Below are 15,079 nucleotides of genomic sequence, written 5' to 3'. Positions count from 1 at the left end.
GGCCGATTGTCCGGCGTCCGGCCCTAGCTGTCGAGCCCGACGATGGCGCGGGCAAAATCGCGCGCGGCGAAGGGCTGGAGATCGTCGATCCCCTCGCCGACGCCGATGAGGTGGACCGGCAGCCCGTGCTTGGCGGCGATGGCGACCAGGATGCCGCCCCGCGCCGTGCCGTCGAGCTTGGTCATGACGAGGCCGGTGACGCCGGCCACGCGGCGGAACGCCTCGACCTGCGACAGCGCGTTCTGGCCGACCGTGGCGTCGAGCGTCAACACCACCGCGTGCGGCGCGGCGGGATCCTGCTTCTTGATGACCCGCACGACTTTTTCCAGTTCCGCCATCAACTCGGCGCGGTTCTGCAGGCGCCCGGCGGTGTCGATAATGAGCACGTCCGCCCCGTCGGCGCGCGCCTTGGCGAGGCCGTCAAAGGCGACGCCGGCGGCGTCCGCGCCCGGCTCGCGCGAGACGATGGTGGCGCCGGTGCGGTCGGCCCACACTTTCAACTGCTCGATGGCGGCGGCGCGGAAGGTGTCGCCGGCCGCCAGCACCACCTTCTTGCCCTCGTCGCGCAGCGTCGCGGCCAGCTTGCCGATGGTGGTGGTCTTGCCCGAGCCGTTGACGCCGACCATCAGCAGCACGAAAGGCTTGGTGTCGGTAGTGAAGACCAGCGGGGTGGCGATCGGTTTCAGCACCGCCTCGATCTCGGCGGCGACGAGGCTGCGCACCTCCTCCGGGTCGATATCCTTCTCGTAGCGCCCCTTGCCGACGGCTTCGGCGATGCGGGCGCTGGTCTCCACGCCGAGATCGGCGCGGATCAGGATGTCTTCCAGATCCTCCAGCGTGCCGGCATCCAGCTTGCGCTTGGTGAACAGGTCGGTGATGCCGGTCGACAGGCTGGAGGCGGTGCGGGTGAGGCCCTGCGTCAGCCGCTTCCAGAAGCCGGGGCGGGGGGCGTCATCGGCGGGAATGTCGTTCATGCGGCGAGCAGCCTTGTTCCGTCATGGCCGGCGATGCGCACCATGGCGCGCGTGCCGGGGGCGAGGGGGCGGGCGAGCCGCACCTGGGTGAAGCCGGGCGTGCGGGCGAGGCCGCCGCGCTCGGCCAGCACGTCGCGGGTCGCCCCGATCTCGCCGGCGAGGTGGCGCTGGAGCGCGTCCGCGCCCTTGGCGCGCAGCCGTGCGGCGCGTTCGCGCACGATGTCGCCCGGCACCTGCGGCATCCGCGCGGCGGGCGTGCCGGCGCGGGCGGAATAGGGGAAGACGTGCAGATGCGTCAGCCCGCATGCATCGACCAGATCGAGCGAGGCGCGGAACTGCGTCTCGGTCTCGGTCGGGAAGCCGGCAATGAGATCGGCGCCGAACACCATGTCCGGGCGCAGAAGGCGCATCTCCCGGCAGAAGCGGATGGCGTCGGCGCGCAGATGGCGGCGCTTCATCCGCTTGAGGATCAGGTCGTCGCCGGCCTGAAGCGAGAGGTGCAGATGCGGCATCAGCCGCGCTTCCTCGGCGAAGGCCCGGATCAGGTCGTCATCGGCCTCGATGGAGTCGATGGAGGACAGCCGCAGCCGGGGCAGGTCCGGAATGTGCCGGAGCAGCGCGCGCACCAGAGCCCCGAGGCGCGGCGCGCCGGGCAGGTCCGCGCCATAGGAGGTGAGATCGACGCCGGTCAGCACGACTTCGGCGAAGCCCTGTTCCACCAGACCCCGCACGCGCTCCACCACCGCGCCCATCGGCACGGAGCGGGAATTGCCGCGCCCATAGGGGATGATGCAGAAGGTGCAGCGATGGTCACAGCCGGTCTGCACCTGCACGAAGGCCCGCGTATGGCCGTCCACGGTCTCGGCGGCGGCGTCCAGAAGATGCGGCGCCGTCTCGCGCACCGACATGATGTCGCCGACCAGCGCCTTGGCCTCGGCGCCGATCCCGAAATCCAGCGCGGCGCGGGTCGCGGCCCAGTGCGCCGGGGAGAGCTTTTCCTCATTGCCGAGCACGCGGTCGACTTCCGCCATGGCGGCAAAGCCGGCCGTCTCGGTCTGCGCCGCGCAGCCGGTGACGAGGATGCGCCGGGCGGGGTCCTCGCGCTTCAGCCGGCGGATGGTCTGGCGCGCCTGGCTCACCGCCTCCGCCGTGACGGCGCAGGTGTTGACCACCACGGCGCGTTCCAGCCCGGCGCCGGCGGCGAGCGCCTTGACGGTCGCGGAATCCAGCGCGTTGAGGCGGCAGCCAAAGGTGACGACGTCGACCGTCATGTCCTCGCCTTCGCCCTCACGCCGTGGTCTCGCCCAGCATGGCGGCATCGAGCCGGCCGTCGAATTCGACTTCGGCCGGGCCGGTCATCAGCATGTGGTCGTCGCTCGCGCGCCAGTCGATGACGAGATCGCCGCCCGGCAGGGTGATGGTGACGCGCCGGCCGGTCAGCCCGTTGCGGGCGGCGGCAACGGCGGTGGCGCAGGCCCCCGAGCCGCAGGCGCGGGTGAGGCCGACGCCACGCTCCCACACCTTGAGGCGGATGTGATCGGGCCCCACCAGCTGGGCCACCGAGATATTGGCCCGCTCGGGGAAGATCGGGTGATGTTCCAGTTCCGGGCCGTACTGGGCGAGGTCCACCGCGTCGATGTCCTCGACCCAGAAGATGGCGTGCGGGTTGCCGACATTGACGACGGACGGGCCGCGCAGCACCGGTGCCTCATGCGGGCCGGCCTGAAGCTCGATGGCGCGGGTGTCGTCCACCGGGCCGGCCAGCGGAATGTCGTGCCAGCCGAAGCGCGGCACGCCCATGTCGGCCGTCACCATCGTGCCGGTGACACGGCAGTCGAGCCGGCCGGCGATGCTCTCGAACACCAGATGATCGGCGCCGGTGCGGCCGGCTTCATAGAGCGCGATGCAGCGCGTGCCATTGCCGCAGGCGCCCGATTCCGAGCCGTCGGAATTGATGATGCGCACGAAGGCGCTCGTGCCCTCGCTCGTCGGCGGGTAGAGCGCCATGATCTGGTCGAACGGCACCACGCCGGGCCGGGCGATGGCGCGCGCCTCTTCCGGCGGCACCGCGACCGGCGCGTCGCGCAGATCGAGCACGACGATCTCGTTGCCGAGGCCGTTCATCTTCACGAAGGGGCGGTTTTCGAGCGTTGCCATGGCTGGAACCGGGTGTGCCTGCGTCCATCGTCGGACGCCGTCCTTATATGGCGAAGCGCGCGGAATTGACCAGCGGCAAAGGCTGCGGGCGCGAGTGCGGCGAAACGGCCACGTTTGCGCGAGACCTTGCGCCCGTGCGCATCGCGCCGTCGCGAAGGCGCGGGCGGGATGATAGACAGGAGGCCGCGTCCGCGCTGTCCCCGGTGAGCCGATGATGTTCCTGATCCTGCCCGCCCGCGCCCTGGCGCGCCGGCTTGTCCTTGCGTTCGCCGTGATGCTGGCGCTGCTGCCCGGCGCGGGTTTCCTGCACGCGCAGACGGCGCCGGAGAGCGCCCCGCCGCAGAGCACCGCGCCCCAACCGACCGTGCCTGAGGCGGCCCCGCCCGCCACTCCCGCGCCCGATGCGGCGCCCACCCCCGACGCTGCGCCGCTCGACGAGGACGACATGGTGGCCCCGCCGGTGATCGACCCGAAATCGGTCGACACGCAGCCGCTCGCCCCGGCCGACGATCCGCTGACGCGCCCCGACGGTTTCGGCGACCCGGCGGAGCTGAAGCCGGTGCCGGTGATGATGAAGCAGGCCAAGAGCGGCTGGGACGATGCCTTCGCCAGCATCGTGGCGACGCTCAAGGAGATCGACGCGGAGATGGCGCGGCTGAAGCTGACGCCGCATGGCGCGCCCTTCATTCTCTATACCGGCACCGACGATGCCGGCTTCGAGTTCGAGGCGATGGTGCCCTTCGCGGGCGCAACGACGGAAAAGCCGGGTAACGGGATCGTCTTCTCCGCCTCGCCTGCCGGCCGGGCGCTGCGCTTCACCCATCGCGGCCCCTATGACGCGATGGACCCGACCTATGAGCAGATCGCCAACCTGCTCGACGCCAAGGATCTGGAGGCGCAGGACATCTATATCGAGGAATACCGCTCCGACCCCCGCACCACGGCGCCGGACGATCTGGTGATCGACATCTGGGTGCCGCTGAAGTGAAGGGCAGGAGCCGTCGCTCACAACGTCAAGCCCGGGCATGACGGCGTTCGGGTATGGGCGTGCGCGCCGCCCCGTCCCCATCCTCCCGCACATCCACCCTGCGCGGGCGGCATTCGCCATGCCCGCCGCTTCGTGCTATGAGCCGCGCAAACGGACACCTTCGATAAAGCGATGAATCTGATCGATACCACAGCGGCTCCGGCCGCCGGGGCGCAGAGCCCCGTCGAGACGCCGCGCGCGCCGGGCAAGCCCTCGCTTGTCGGGCTCGACCGCGCTGGCCTTGGCGCCGCGCTGGCCGAGATCGGCATCAGCGAGCGCGAAAGCCGCATGCGCGTCGCCCAGCTCTGGCACTGGATCTATCTGCGCGGCGCCACCTCCTTCGACGACATGACCAATGTCGGCAAGGGTCTGCGGATGAAGCTCGCCGACGCTTTCAGCCTCGACCGGCCGGAGGTGGTGGTCGAGCAGGTGTCGAATGACGGCACCCGCAAATGGCTGCTGCGTCTGCCGCCCGACATTGCCGGCGACAAGCCGCATGATGTCGAGATGGTCTATATCCCCGAGAGCGACCGCGGCACGCTGTGCGTCTCCTCGCAGGTCGGCTGCACGCTCAACTGCTCCTTCTGCCACACCGGCACGCAGCGCCTGGTGCGTAACCTGACGGCGGCCGAGATCATCGCCCAGGTGATGGTGGCGCGCGACCGGCTGGGCGACTATCCCGGCATGGACCGCGCGGTCGGGCCGGGCCTGCCGACCGAAGGCGACCGGCTGGTAACCAACATCGTCTTCATGGGCATGGGCGAGCCGCTCTATGCCTATGACTCGGTGGCCAAGTCGATCGAGGTGCTGGCCGATGGCGAGGGCCTCGGCATCGGCAAGAGACGCATCACCGTCTCCACCTCGGGCGTGGTGCCGGAAATCGAAAAGCTCGGTCGCGAGGTCGGCCCGATGCTCGCCATCTCGCTGCACGCGGTGCGCGACGAGCTGCGCGACGTGCTGGTGCCGATCAACAAGAAGTACCCGCTGAAGGAACTGCTGGAGGCCTGCCGCACCTACCCGCCGGCCTCCAACGCCAAGCGCATCACGTTTGAGTACGTCATGCTCAAGGGCGTGAACGATTCACCGGCCGATGCCAAGGCGCTGGTCAAGCTGCTCGCCGGCATTCCCGCCAAGATCAACCTGATCCCGTTCAACCCGTGGCCCGGCACCAAATATGAGTGCTCGGACTGGGAAACGATCGAGACCTTCTCCGACATCGTGTTCCGCGCCGGCTATTCCAGCCCGGTGCGCACGCCGCGCGGGCGCGACATTCTCGCCGCCTGCGGCCAGCTCAAGAGCGAGACCGAGAAGCTCTCGGCCCGCGAGCGCCTCGCCCTGCGGGCGATGGCGGCCGCGGCGGAATAGGCGGGATCATGGATTCACTGCTGCGCCTTCTGCTGCGTCTGCTCGTCGTGCCCTTCGGGATCGCGGTGGGGATGGTCGCCGCGCTGATCGTCATCATGGTCGGCTACTGGCAGCTCGGCGACCTGCTGGCCGGGGTGCCGGAGGTCGAGTTCTTCGCGCTGGCCGATGCGCTGTCGGCGGCGGCCTTCGTGATGACGGCGGTGGTGCTGGTGATGTGGGCGGTGGCGGCGATCGGCATCCTGTTCGCCGAGGCCTTCGCGGTCCGCTCCTGGATCTTCCACACGCTCAATGGCGCGGTCTCGGCCTGGATCGCGACCCAGATATTCCCGCCCTATCCCGACACGCCCGTGCCGTTTGACGGCATGCTCTATGTGCTCGGCGCGGGGCTGGCCGGCGGGCTCGCCTATTGGGCGGTGGCCGGCTGGAATGCCGGCTTCTGGAAGCCGCTCGGCCGTCCGCTTGCCGCCGTCTCGCCGCATGACGTTTCCGGCTCCGCGCCGCCGCGCATTCCCCCGCACGGCTGAGGCCTGCGGCCAGCCCCGGCGTTGCCGGTACTTGCGCGCGGGCGCGCCATGCCTATAGTCCGCGCGCTTTCAAGCTTATGCCTCTCTCGTGCGGAAACTTTCGACATGGCTGACGTCAAGCGCGTGGTCCTCGCCTATTCCGGCGGTCTCGACACCTCGGTGATCCTGAAATGGCTGCAGACCACCTATGGCTGCGAGGTGGTGACCTTCACCGCCGATCTCGGCCAGGGCGAGGAGCTGGAGCCGGCGCGCAAGAAGGCCGAGATGCTCGGCATCAAGCCCGAGCACATCTTCATCGAGGATGTGCGCGAAGAATTCGTGCGCGACTACGTGTTCCCGATGTTCCGGGCCAACGCGCTCTATGAGGGCCAGTATCTGCTGGGCACCTCCATCGCGCGTCCGCTGATCGCCAAGAAGCAGATCGAGATCGCCCGCAAGGTCGGCGGCGATGCCGTGTCGCACGGTGCCACCGGCAAGGGCAACGACCAGGTGCGCTTCGAGCTGAGCTATTACGCGCTGGAGCCGGAGATCAAGATCATCGCGCCCTGGCGCGAATGGGATCTGCGCTCGCGCGAGCAGCTCATCGCCTTCGCCGAGAGCCACCAGATCCCGATCGCCAAGGACAAGCGCGGCGAAGCGCCGTTCTCGGTCGACGCGAACCTGCTGCACTCCTCCTCCGAGGGCAAGGTGCTGGAAAACCCGGCGCTTGAGGCGCCCGAGATGGTCTATATGCGCACCATCGCGCCCGAGGACGCGCCGGACAAGGCGACCTACATCACCATCGATTTCGAGCAGGGCGATGCGGTCGCCATTGATGGCGAGGCGCTGTCCCCGGCCAGCCTGCTGACCCGCCTCAACGCGCTCGGCAAGGAAAACGGCATCGGCCGGCTCGACCTGGTCGAGAACCGCTTCGTCGGCATGAAATCGCGCGGCGTCTACGAGACCCCCGGCGGCACCATCCTGATCGCCGCCCATCGCGGCATTGAGAGCATCACCCTCGACCGCGGCGCGGCCCATCTCAAGGATGAGCTGATGCCGCGCTATTCGGAGCTGATCTATAACGGCTTCTGGTTCTCGCCCGAGCGCGAGATGCTGCAGGTGCTGATCGACAAGAGCCAGGAGCTGGTCACCGGCCGGGTGCGGCTGAAGCTCTACAAGGGCAATGTCACCGTGGTCGGCCGCGAGAGCCCCTATTCGCTCTACAATCAGGATCTCGTGACGTTCGAGGAAGGCGCGGTCGCCTATGACCACCGCGACGCGGCGGGCTTCATCAAGCTCAACGCCCTGCGCCTGCGCACGCTGGCGAGCCGTGACCGCAAGATCGGCCGCTGAGCGGCTTGATCCCGAAGTGCCCTCATCCCCGGGCGTGACCCGGGGATCCAGCTTTGGGACACCTACCTGCGGGGCCAGCGTGCTTCGAGGCCGGCCTCTGGCCGGCACCTCAGCATGACGCGGATTGTGAAGGCGTGGGGTTGAATGCGCCGTCATCCTGAGGTGCGCGCGTCCGCGCGCCTCGAAGGATGAAGTCTTTCACGCCGACTTCTTGAACACTCCGACCTCGATCTCGTCGCCCGCCGCGCCGATCATGCCGGCGGGGTCATTGGCGAGTTCGAGGTCGTTCTCGTCGATGGCTGTGGGCGCAGCAACCGGCACGCCCGGCTTCAGCAGCCCATGCGCGGCCAGCGCGATCACCGCCATGCCGGGCATCACCACGCTCATCGCCAGCGTCGGCGACGGAAAGAGGCTCGCGGCCGCCGAGCCGGCGAAGCCGCCGCCGATCTGCAGGCAGCCCATCAGCGCCGCCGCCGAGCCGGCAATGGCCGGCGAGCCGGAGAGCGCGGCCGTGGTCGCGCCCGGCATCACCAGCGCCATGCCGCAGGCCCAGACCGCGACCGGCCCCATGACGGTGGCGAAGGACAGCGGCAGCAGCGCCGGCAGCACGGCCATTGCCGCGCCAGCGAGCGCCACCATGGCCAGGCCGATGGGGATCAGCCGGTTGGCGTCCATCCGTTTCATGGCGCGGCCGGCAATGATGGTGCCGCCCATATAGGCGCCGGTCTGGCAGATCATGGCGAGGCCGAACTGGGTCGGCGTGAGGCCGACCGCGTCGATCAGCACGAAGGGCAGGATCGCGCCCAGCGCGTAGATGCCGCCGACCGAGAAGCCGATGGTCAGGCTCGCCCGCATGAAGCCGCTGTCGCGCAGGAGCCGGCTGTAATTGCCGACAATGCGCGCCGGGCGCGCCTGCGCCGGGTCGGGCTTCGGGTTGGTCTCGGGCACGGCGAGCACGATCAGGCCGAGCGCGGCGAGGCCATAGAGCACCATCACGTAGAAGATGGGCTGCCAGCCGAACGCCATGAGGATCGCCCCGCCCAAGGTCGGCGCCACGGCGGGGCCGACCGCCAGCATGGTGCCGATAAGGTTGAGGATGCGCGCCGAGGGCTGGCCGATGAACTGGTCGCGCACGATGGCGCGGGCGATGGCGGGCCCGGCCGCGACGCCGATGCCCTGCAAGACGCGCCCGGCGATCAGCCAGCCGACGCTCGGCGCCGTGGCGGCGATCAGGCTGCCGGCGACATAGAGGGTGAAGAAGCCGATGGCGGCGGGGCGCCGCCCATAGGCGTCGGACAGCGGCCCGCACAGCAGCTGGGCCAAGGCGAAGGCGCCGAAATAGACCGAGAGCGTGAGCTTCATCGTCGAGGCGGTGCTGCCGAAGGCGGTCACCAGCTCCGGCATGGCCGGGGTGTAGAGCGACATGCTCAAGGGGCCGATGACGATGATGAGCGCGCCGATGATGGCGGTGCGCCGCTCGGTCATCACCGGCACGGCGTCGGGGCGGGCGGCGAGGGGCGCGCTCATGCGCTCTCTCCCCGGCCAGGTGCGCACAGATTGGCGCGGATTGCCTCCAGCGCGTGGCGCAGCGCGTCGCGCGCGGGCTGGTCGAGCCCGGTGAGCGCCTCCTCGCGGGCGGTTGAGGCGGCGGCCATGACACGCTCCAGCAAGGGCGAGGCCTCGGGCGTGAGGCGCACGATCTTGGCGCGGCGGTCGCTCGGGTCCGGCTCGCGGGCAATGAAGCCCTGCGCTTCCAGCCGGTCGAGATAGCCGACCATGGTCATGGGCTCGATGCTCATCCGCTCGGCCAGCACGCCCTGGCGCAGGCCCGGATTGATGTTGAGGTGAATGAGCGTGCGCGCCTCGCCCGCGGTGAGGCCGAGCCCCGCCTCATTGAAGGCGTGGTCCATGCGGGCGCGGTAGAGGCGGGCGGCGTCGACGAGGAGAAAGCCGAGAGGAATATCCGTCATGATCAGTCGGACATATAGTAAGGTAAGCTTATGATCAACTGCGACTTTTGGTGTGGGAGGTGTTCGCGTTTGGGCGAGGGCGTCATCCCGGACGGCCAGAGGCCGATCCGGGATCGTGTCCCGTCCTGCGTCGTGCCTCGGCCGAACCTGCCGACGATCCCGGCTCTTCGCTGCGCGGAGCCTGCCCTTGGGCTTGCCAAAGGCAAGACCCGAGGGGCCGGGATGACGCGAGGGGCATGGGGTGCCGTTACCTCCTCCAAACCACGTCATCCCCGGGCTTGACCCGGGGATCCACGACTTTGGGCGCGGGGCGTGAGGGAAGGCGTGGATGGCCGGGTCAAGCCCGGCCATGACGGCGTAAGGGCTGGGTACGCTGCCGTTCCGGCTACCGTACAACTCCATCTCGCCGTGTGACAGGGGGGGCCGGGGAGGGACCCTCCCTGCCGTCCTCAGTCCAGCGGGACCTTGCGATTCTCGCCGAGGTCCGGGCGTTCGCCCGCGAGGCGGGCCGCCATCATCTTCACCGCGATCACGACGGACGATCCCGTGCCGTCCCAATATTCGGCGTCGGACGGCAGGAAGCGCAGCACGCGGATGTTCGGGTCGCCCTTGCCGTCCGGCCAATAGGCGCGGGCGGCCTCGTTCCACAAGTCGTCCAGCTTGGCGCGGTCCTCCAGCACCTCGCATTCGCCGGAGACCGAGAGAAAATCGTTGCTCGACGGCTTGGCGAAGGTGAGCGCGCCCTGCGGGTCGCGGGCGAGTTCGTCATCGGTATGGCCGCGCCGGTCGGTGAGGAACCAGATGCAGCCTTCCTCGCGCGCCGGGAAGGCGTGCATGGGGCGCCCACGCAGGGTGATGCCCTGCTTGGTCACCAGCATGCAGGTGCGAATGTCGGCCATCATCGCCCACACCTTGTCGATCGCCTCATTGGTCGTCGTGTCGCTGTGATCCATGAACATCTCCTGTTTCACGGGGGCAACACGCGGGCGCGGCGGGCGGTTCCGGCGGATGGGCAAAACGCCTCGCGCGGCTTCCCGCTTCGTCATGGCCTTATGGCGCGCGGGCGCTATGGTGGGGCACCGCTAGAGGAGTTGCTGCATGCCCTGGTCGCTTACCGTCGGCTATGTCTATGGCACGGCCGTGCGTATCCACGTCACCTTCCTGCTGTTCCTGATCTGGATCTGGGCGGCCTATTACCAGCAGGGCGGCGTGGGCGCGGCCTGGAACGGCGTCGCCTTCGTCGCGCTGCTGTTCCTGTGCGTGCTGCTGCACGAGTTCGGCCACATCTTCGCGGCCCGGCGCTATGGGGTGAAGACGCCGGAGGTCACGCTCTGGCCGTTCGGCGGCATTGCCCGGCTGGAGCGGATCCCGGAAAAGCCGTCCGAGGAACTGGTGGTGGCGCTCGCCGGCCCGGCGGTCAATGTGGTGATCGCGCTCGGCCTGCTGATCCTGCTCGGCGGCGATGTCGGGATGGAGCACATCGAGCAGATCGAGAACCCGCAATCGAGCCTGCTGGCCAAGCTCGCCGCCGCCAACATCTTCCTCGTCGTGTTCAACCTCATCCCGGCCTTCCCGATGGATGGCGGGCGGGTGCTGCGGGCGCTGCTGGCCATGAAGATGGGCCATGCGCAGGCGACGCAGACGGCGGCCTCGATCGGCCAGGGCCTCGCCATCGGCCTCGGCCTGCTCGGCATTTTCGGCAACCCGATGCTGATCATCATCGCCGTCTTCGTCTTCCTCGCCGCCTCGGGCGAAGCCGGCCAGGTGCAGATGAAGCAGGCGGCGCAGGGCCTGCTGGTGCAGGACGCGATGATCACCCAGTTCGAGACGCTCGGCCCGCAATCCAGCGTCGGGGACGCGGCCGACGCGCTGATCCGCACCACGCAGAAGGAATTCCCCATCGTCGACGGCGCCGGCCATCTGCGCGGCGTGCTCACGCGCGACGCGATGATCCGCGCGCTTCAGGCCAAGGGGCCGGCCTCCTCGGTGCTGGAGGCGATGCAGGCCGACGTGCCGACCGTGCCGATGCGCACCCCGCTCGACCGGGCGCTGAAGCTCATCACCCTCAGCGGCGCGCCGCTGGTCGGCGTGGTCGGGGCGGACGGGCGGCTGGTCGGACTGCTCTCGCCGGAGAATGTCGGCGAGATGATGATGCTGCGCGCGGCCCAGCCGGAGGCGCGCTTCGGGCCGTGGGCGCGAAAGCCGACAGCGTGAGCGGGCCGCCGCTCACGCTTCCCGGACGCCGGTGGTGCGGGTGAAGGCGGGCGGGTCGCTGGCGGGGAAGCTCTCATCCAGCGCCTCATCCACGCTGGCTTCTTCCGAGCTTTCGTTATCCGGCGGGATGACCTCGGTGCCGCCCGGCACGCCGCCATCGGAGGGCGGGACATCGCCGGTGATGCCGCTATGGGCGGGCGGGTCGCTCGCCGGAAAACTGTCCTCGACGGCCTTGTCGACCTCGCGGTCGGTGTAGTCGGTTTCGTCAGGGGCCTTGCGCGGGTCGCCGTTGCGCGGATCGTTCATGTCGGTGCTCCTCCTGTTCCCGACTGAACTGGGTTGCCGGGCCGCCGCTTCAAGCCGGGGCAGGATCATCGCGATGATCTTTGCCGATCTTTTCCGCAAGCGGGAACCCGGACGGGCGCGCGGCGTTTTCCTCAACCGCCGCGCCCCCGCGCGGGCGCGGCCTGTCTCGCGGTCCCCGGATTGCCGACAACCTCCGGCGACCGCCTTGTGACGCGAGGAGGTAGGCTGATGACCCCGGATCAGGATCCCGTTCGTCTGCAATACTGGCCGTCGTCCCGCGCGGTCGACGCGCCCGACGCCTGGCCCGACAGCTATGAATTCGACAGCGTCGAGGACGCGGTGGCCTTCGCCATGACGCAATCGCCGGCCGATCGCGAGGTCGCCTGGCTGCGCACGGGGGAGGGCAACATATTGAAGCTGCCGCAGATTCGCCGCCTGTGGGAACTGCGTTCCGACGCCTGAGCGGACGATTTATCGCCGCTTCGACGCCGTACCGGCCGCGCGGCGTTGATATTGCGGGCGTTCTGGGTATAGTGCGCCGCAAAATTCTGGCGCGGGTCCGAACAGCCTTCGGGCCCGCTTTTTGGTGTTATTCATGAAGCTGCGCAACATCGCCATCATCGCCCACGTCGACCACGGCAAGACCACGCTGGTGGACGAGCTGCTCAAGCAGTCCGGCTCCTATCGTGAGAACCAGCGCGTCGCCGAGCGTGTGATGGATTCGAACGACCTCGAAAAGGAGCGCGGCATCACCATCCTCGCCAAGGCCACCTCGGTGGTCTGGAAGGATACCCGGATCAACATCGTCGACACGCCCGGCCACGCCGATTTCGGCGGCGAGGTGGAGCGCATCCTGAACATGGTCGACGGCGCCATCGTGCTGGTCGACGCCGCCGAGGGCCCGATGCCGCAGACCAAGTTCGTGGTCGGCAAGGCGCTCAAGGTCGGCCTCCGCCCGATCGTCGCGATCAACAAGGTCGACCGCTCAGACGCCCGCTCGCAGGAAGTCATCAACGAGGTCTTCGACCTGTTCGCCGCGCTCGACGCCAGCGACGAGCAGCTCGACTTCCCGATCCTCTACGGGTCGGGCCGCAATGGCTGGATGAACACCTCCGCCGACGGCTCGCAGGACGAGGGCATGGGCCCGCTGTTCGACCTCGTGCTCAAGCATGTTCCCGAGCCCACCGTCGATGACGGCCCGTTCCGCATGATCGGCACGCTGCTGGAAGCCAACCCCTTCCTCGGCCGCATGATCACCGGGCGCATCACCTCCGGCTCGATCAAGCCGAACCAGTCGATCAAGGTTCTGGCGCAGGACGGCTCGCTGGTCGAGCAGGGCCGCGTCTCCAAGATCCTCGCCTTCCGCGGCATCGAGCGCCAGCCGATCGAAGAGGGCGTGCAGGGCGACATCATCGCCATTGCCGGCCTCTCCAAGGGCACCGTCGCCGACACGTTCTGCGACCTCTCGGTCGAAGCCCCGCTCAAGGCGCAGCCGATTGACCCGCCGACCGTCACCATGTCCTTCATCGTCAACGATTCGCCGCTGGCCGGCACCGAGGGCGACAAGGTCACCAGCCGCGTCATCCGCGACCGCCTGCTGCGCGAGGCCGAAGGCAATGTCGCGCTGAAGATCGAGGAATCCAGCGACAAGGACTCGTTCTTCGTGTCCGGCCGCGGTGAACTCCAGCTCGCCGTGCTGATCGAGACCATGCGCCGCGAAGGCTTCGAGATCGCCGTCTCGCGTCCGCGCGTCGTGTTCAGCAAGGACGAGGCGACCGGCGATATCCTTGAGCCGATCGAGGAAGTGCTGATCGACGTCGACGAGGAATATTCCGGCGTCGTCGTGCAGAAGATGTCCGAGCGCCGGGCCGAGATGGTGGAAATGAAGCCCTCGGGCGGCAGCCGCCAGCGCCTCGTGTTCTACGCCCCGACCCGTGGCCTGATCGGCTATCAGGGTGAGCTGATGACCGACACGCGCGGCACGGCGATCATGAACCGCCTGTTCCATGCCTATCAGCCGCACCGGGGCGAAATCCCCGGCCGCCGCAACGGCGTGCTGATCTCCAACGAGGCCGGCGAGGCCGTGGCCTATGCGCTGTGGAACCTCGAAGATCGCGGCCCGATGATGATCGAGCCGGGCTGGAAGGTCTATCAGGGCATGATCATCGGCGAGCACAACCGCGAGAACGATCTCGAGGTGAACGTGCTCAAGGGCAAGAAGCTCACCAACATCCGCACCACCTCGAAGGATGAGGCCGTGCGCCTTACCCCGCCGATCCGCATGACGCTGGAGCGTTCGCTGGCCTGGATTCAGGACGACGAGCTGGTCGAGGTGACGCCGAAGTCGATCCGCATCCGCAAGCGTTTCCTCGATCCGAACGAGCGCAAGCGCGAGGAGCGCCGCAAGGAATCCGAGGGCGTCTGACACGCCCCTGCAAATCCCCTTCCCCCGCGCCTTGCGTGGGGGAAGGGTTTTCGCGTGGCGCCCGCGCCATGCTTTGAGAGCCAGACGTGGCGCCCGCGCCACGCCTTTCGAAGCCAGAAGTGGCGCCCGCGCCACGCTCACGCAAATGCTTCGTGCATTCGTCCATCAAGCCTCTTGATCCGGTCGAGCGGTTTTGCTCCCATCAGGGCAATGAGCACGCTTCTTGTCGAGACGCGCCGGGCTCGCCCGGCTGATGCCGCGAACGTCGCCGAAATCCATGATTCGGCTTGGCGCGCGACCTATCGCGGCCTGATCCCCGGCGCCGAACTCGAAAAGATGATCCAGCGCCGTGGTCCCGGCTGGTGGGAGACGGCGCTGCGCCGTGGCTCCCGCGTGCTGGTGCTGACCTTCGGCGACGCGGTCGCCGGCTATGCCAATCTCGGGCGCAACCGCGCGCGCGGCCTGCCCTATGAGGGCGAGATCTACGAGCTTTATCTGCGGCCGGAATATCAGGGCCTCGGCTTCGGCCGGCGGCTGTTCGAGGATGCGCGCAAGGAACTCGCCGGCGCGGGCTTTGACGGCCTCGCCGTCTGGGCGCTGGCGGAGAACGAGCCGGCGCTCGGCTTCTACCGCGCGCTCGGCGGCATGGGCGTCGCCCGCTCCTCCGAGACCTTCGGCGGCCGCGCGCTGGAAAAGCTGGCCTTCGGCTGGAACGGCTGAGCCTTCATTTCCTCGCCTTACGACGGGCCTTATGGCAGCCCGCCACTGACATCGTCCCGGCGGCA

The 15,079-nt window shown here is 68.7% G+C and carries 15 protein-coding genes; 8 read left to right on the top strand and 7 right to left on the bottom strand.

Annotated features, from left to right (window positions below; all coding sequences use genetic code 11):
- Window positions 1–23: 23 nt before the first annotated feature.
- Genes ftsY through dapF form a run of 3 tightly spaced genes read right to left on the bottom strand, consistent with a single transcriptional unit; the run spans window position 24 to window position 3,131 of the window.
- Complete coding sequence (ftsY, locus tag KIP89_RS02360; RefSeq protein ID WP_213753806.1) at window positions 24–974, bottom strand: signal recognition particle-docking protein FtsY; 951 nt, start codon at window positions 972–974, stop codon at window positions 24–26.
- On the bottom strand, window positions 971–2,245 hold the full coding sequence (gene mtaB, locus KIP89_RS02355) for a tRNA (N(6)-L-threonylcarbamoyladenosine(37)-C(2))-methylthiotransferase MtaB (RefSeq protein WP_213753805.1): 1,275 nt from the start codon (window positions 2,243–2,245) through the stop codon (window positions 971–973). Before mtaB ends, ftsY begins: the two co-directional genes overlap by 4 nt.
- Before the next feature lie 16 nt (window positions 2,246–2,261).
- Window positions 2,262–3,131, bottom strand: a complete 870-nt coding sequence (gene dapF / locus KIP89_RS02350; protein ID WP_213753804.1) for a diaminopimelate epimerase — start codon at window positions 3,129–3,131, stop codon at window positions 2,262–2,264.
- Between the two features lie 211 nt (window positions 3,132–3,342).
- Between dapF and KIP89_RS02345 the strand changes: the two genes are divergently transcribed.
- The 4 genes from KIP89_RS02345 to KIP89_RS02330 all read left to right on the top strand — a co-directional run bounded on the left by KIP89_RS02345 (window position 3,343) and on the right by KIP89_RS02330 (window position 7,379).
- Window positions 3,343–4,119, top strand: coding sequence for a GyrI-like domain-containing protein (locus KIP89_RS02345; RefSeq protein ID WP_250152149.1), 777 nt, complete (start codon window positions 3,343–3,345; stop codon window positions 4,117–4,119).
- 171 nt (window positions 4,120–4,290) lie between these two features.
- Window positions 4,291–5,523, top strand: a complete 1,233-nt coding sequence (rlmN, locus tag KIP89_RS02340) for a dual-specificity RNA methyltransferase RlmN (RefSeq protein ID WP_213753803.1) — start codon at window positions 4,291–4,293, stop codon at window positions 5,521–5,523.
- 8 nt (window positions 5,524–5,531) lie between these two features.
- Window positions 5,532–6,047, top strand: a complete 516-nt coding sequence (locus KIP89_RS02335) for a hypothetical protein (RefSeq protein WP_213753802.1) — start codon at window positions 5,532–5,534, stop codon at window positions 6,045–6,047.
- A 105-nt stretch (window positions 6,048–6,152) separates the two neighbouring features.
- A complete protein-coding gene (locus KIP89_RS02330) occupies window positions 6,153–7,379 on the top strand; it encodes an argininosuccinate synthase (RefSeq protein ID WP_213753801.1) in 1,227 nt (408 codons plus the stop codon).
- 198 nt (window positions 7,380–7,577) lie between these two features.
- Here the strand turns inward: KIP89_RS02330 and KIP89_RS02325 are convergent, their stop codons facing one another.
- The 3 genes from KIP89_RS02325 to KIP89_RS02315 form a co-directional block, all read right to left on the bottom strand.
- Entirely contained in the window at window positions 7,578–8,906 is a 1,329-nt protein-coding gene (locus KIP89_RS02325) for a multidrug effflux MFS transporter (protein ID WP_213753800.1), read from the bottom strand.
- Window positions 8,903–9,349, bottom strand: coding sequence for a MarR family winged helix-turn-helix transcriptional regulator (locus tag KIP89_RS02320; protein ID WP_213753799.1), 447 nt, complete (start codon window positions 9,347–9,349; stop codon window positions 8,903–8,905). The genes KIP89_RS02325 and KIP89_RS02320 overlap by 4 nt, the downstream gene beginning before the upstream one ends.
- Window positions 9,350–9,798: 449 nt before the next feature.
- Entirely contained in the window at window positions 9,799–10,302 is a 504-nt protein-coding gene (locus tag KIP89_RS02315; protein ID WP_213753798.1) for a pyridoxamine 5'-phosphate oxidase family protein, read from the bottom strand.
- Window positions 10,303–10,447: 145 nt separating this feature from the next.
- Between KIP89_RS02315 and KIP89_RS02310 the strand changes: the two genes are divergently transcribed.
- On the top strand, window positions 10,448–11,563 hold the full coding sequence (locus tag KIP89_RS02310; RefSeq protein WP_213753797.1) for a site-2 protease family protein: 1,116 nt from the start codon (window positions 10,448–10,450) through the stop codon (window positions 11,561–11,563).
- A 12-nt stretch (window positions 11,564–11,575) separates the two neighbouring features.
- On the opposite strand, the gene KIP89_RS02305 is transcribed toward KIP89_RS02310, so the two are convergent.
- Window positions 11,576–11,869, bottom strand: a complete 294-nt coding sequence (locus KIP89_RS02305) for a hypothetical protein (RefSeq protein WP_213753796.1) — start codon at window positions 11,867–11,869, stop codon at window positions 11,576–11,578.
- 228 nt (window positions 11,870–12,097) lie between these two features.
- Between KIP89_RS02305 and KIP89_RS02300 the strand changes: the two genes are divergently transcribed.
- The 3 genes from KIP89_RS02300 to KIP89_RS02290 all read left to right on the top strand — a co-directional run bounded on the left by KIP89_RS02300 (window position 12,098) and on the right by KIP89_RS02290 (window position 15,014).
- A complete protein-coding gene (locus tag KIP89_RS02300; RefSeq protein ID WP_213753795.1) occupies window positions 12,098–12,331 on the top strand; it encodes a hypothetical protein in 234 nt (77 codons plus the stop codon).
- Window positions 12,332–12,464: 133 nt separating this feature from the next.
- Window positions 12,465–14,294 carry a translational GTPase TypA gene (gene typA / locus KIP89_RS02295; protein WP_213753794.1) on the top strand — a complete coding sequence of 610 codons (1,830 nt, stop codon included), beginning with the start codon at window positions 12,465–12,467 and terminating at the stop codon, window positions 14,292–14,294.
- 210 nt (window positions 14,295–14,504) lie between these two features.
- Window positions 14,505–15,014: a GNAT family N-acetyltransferase gene (locus KIP89_RS02290; RefSeq protein ID WP_213753793.1), complete on the top strand. Its 510-nt coding sequence runs from the start codon at window positions 14,505–14,507 to the stop codon at window positions 15,012–15,014.
- The last annotated feature ends 65 nt before the right edge of the window (window positions 15,015–15,079 follow it).

This window comes from Ancylobacter radicis, assembly GCF_018449475.1.
GTDB classification, from domain to species: Bacteria; Pseudomonadota; Alphaproteobacteria; order Rhizobiales; family Xanthobacteraceae; genus Ancylobacter; species Ancylobacter radicis.
The sequence above is the reverse complement of the archived record's forward strand: the minus strand, read 5'-3'. Positions and strand labels throughout refer to the sequence as shown.

Excerpts from the sequence above, each read along its gene's own strand:
- ftsY (WP_213753806.1), bottom strand. The coding sequence starts at position 974 with ATGAACGACATTCCCGCCGATGACGCCCCCCGCCCCGGCTTCTGGAAG.
- mtaB (WP_213753805.1), bottom strand. The coding sequence starts at position 2,245 with ATGACGGTCGACGTCGTCACCTTTGGCTGCCGCCTCAACGCGCTGGAT.
- dapF (WP_213753804.1), bottom strand. The coding sequence starts at position 3,131 with ATGGCAACGCTCGAAAACCGCCCCTTCGTGAAGATGAACGGCCTCGGC.
- KIP89_RS02345 (WP_250152149.1), top strand. The coding sequence starts at position 3,343 with ATGATGTTCCTGATCCTGCCCGCCCGCGCCCTGGCGCGCCGGCTTGTC.
- rlmN (WP_213753803.1), top strand. The coding sequence starts at position 4,291 with ATGAATCTGATCGATACCACAGCGGCTCCGGCCGCCGGGGCGCAGAGC.
- KIP89_RS02335 (WP_213753802.1), top strand. The coding sequence starts at position 5,532 with ATGGATTCACTGCTGCGCCTTCTGCTGCGTCTGCTCGTCGTGCCCTTC.
- KIP89_RS02330 (WP_213753801.1), top strand. The coding sequence starts at position 6,153 with ATGGCTGACGTCAAGCGCGTGGTCCTCGCCTATTCCGGCGGTCTCGAC.
- KIP89_RS02325 (WP_213753800.1), bottom strand. The coding sequence starts at position 8,906 with ATGAGCGCGCCCCTCGCCGCCCGCCCCGACGCCGTGCCGGTGATGACC.
- KIP89_RS02320 (WP_213753799.1), bottom strand. The coding sequence starts at position 9,349 with ATGACGGATATTCCTCTCGGCTTTCTCCTCGTCGACGCCGCCCGCCTC.
- KIP89_RS02315 (WP_213753798.1), bottom strand. The coding sequence starts at position 10,302 with ATGGATCACAGCGACACGACGACCAATGAGGCGATCGACAAGGTGTGG.
- KIP89_RS02310 (WP_213753797.1), top strand. The coding sequence starts at position 10,448 with ATGCCCTGGTCGCTTACCGTCGGCTATGTCTATGGCACGGCCGTGCGT.
- KIP89_RS02305 (WP_213753796.1), bottom strand. The coding sequence starts at position 11,869 with ATGAACGATCCGCGCAACGGCGACCCGCGCAAGGCCCCTGACGAAACC.
- KIP89_RS02300 (WP_213753795.1), top strand. The coding sequence starts at position 12,098 with ATGACCCCGGATCAGGATCCCGTTCGTCTGCAATACTGGCCGTCGTCC.
- typA (WP_213753794.1), top strand. The coding sequence starts at position 12,465 with ATGAAGCTGCGCAACATCGCCATCATCGCCCACGTCGACCACGGCAAG.
- KIP89_RS02290 (WP_213753793.1), top strand. The coding sequence starts at position 14,505 with ATGAGCACGCTTCTTGTCGAGACGCGCCGGGCTCGCCCGGCTGATGCC.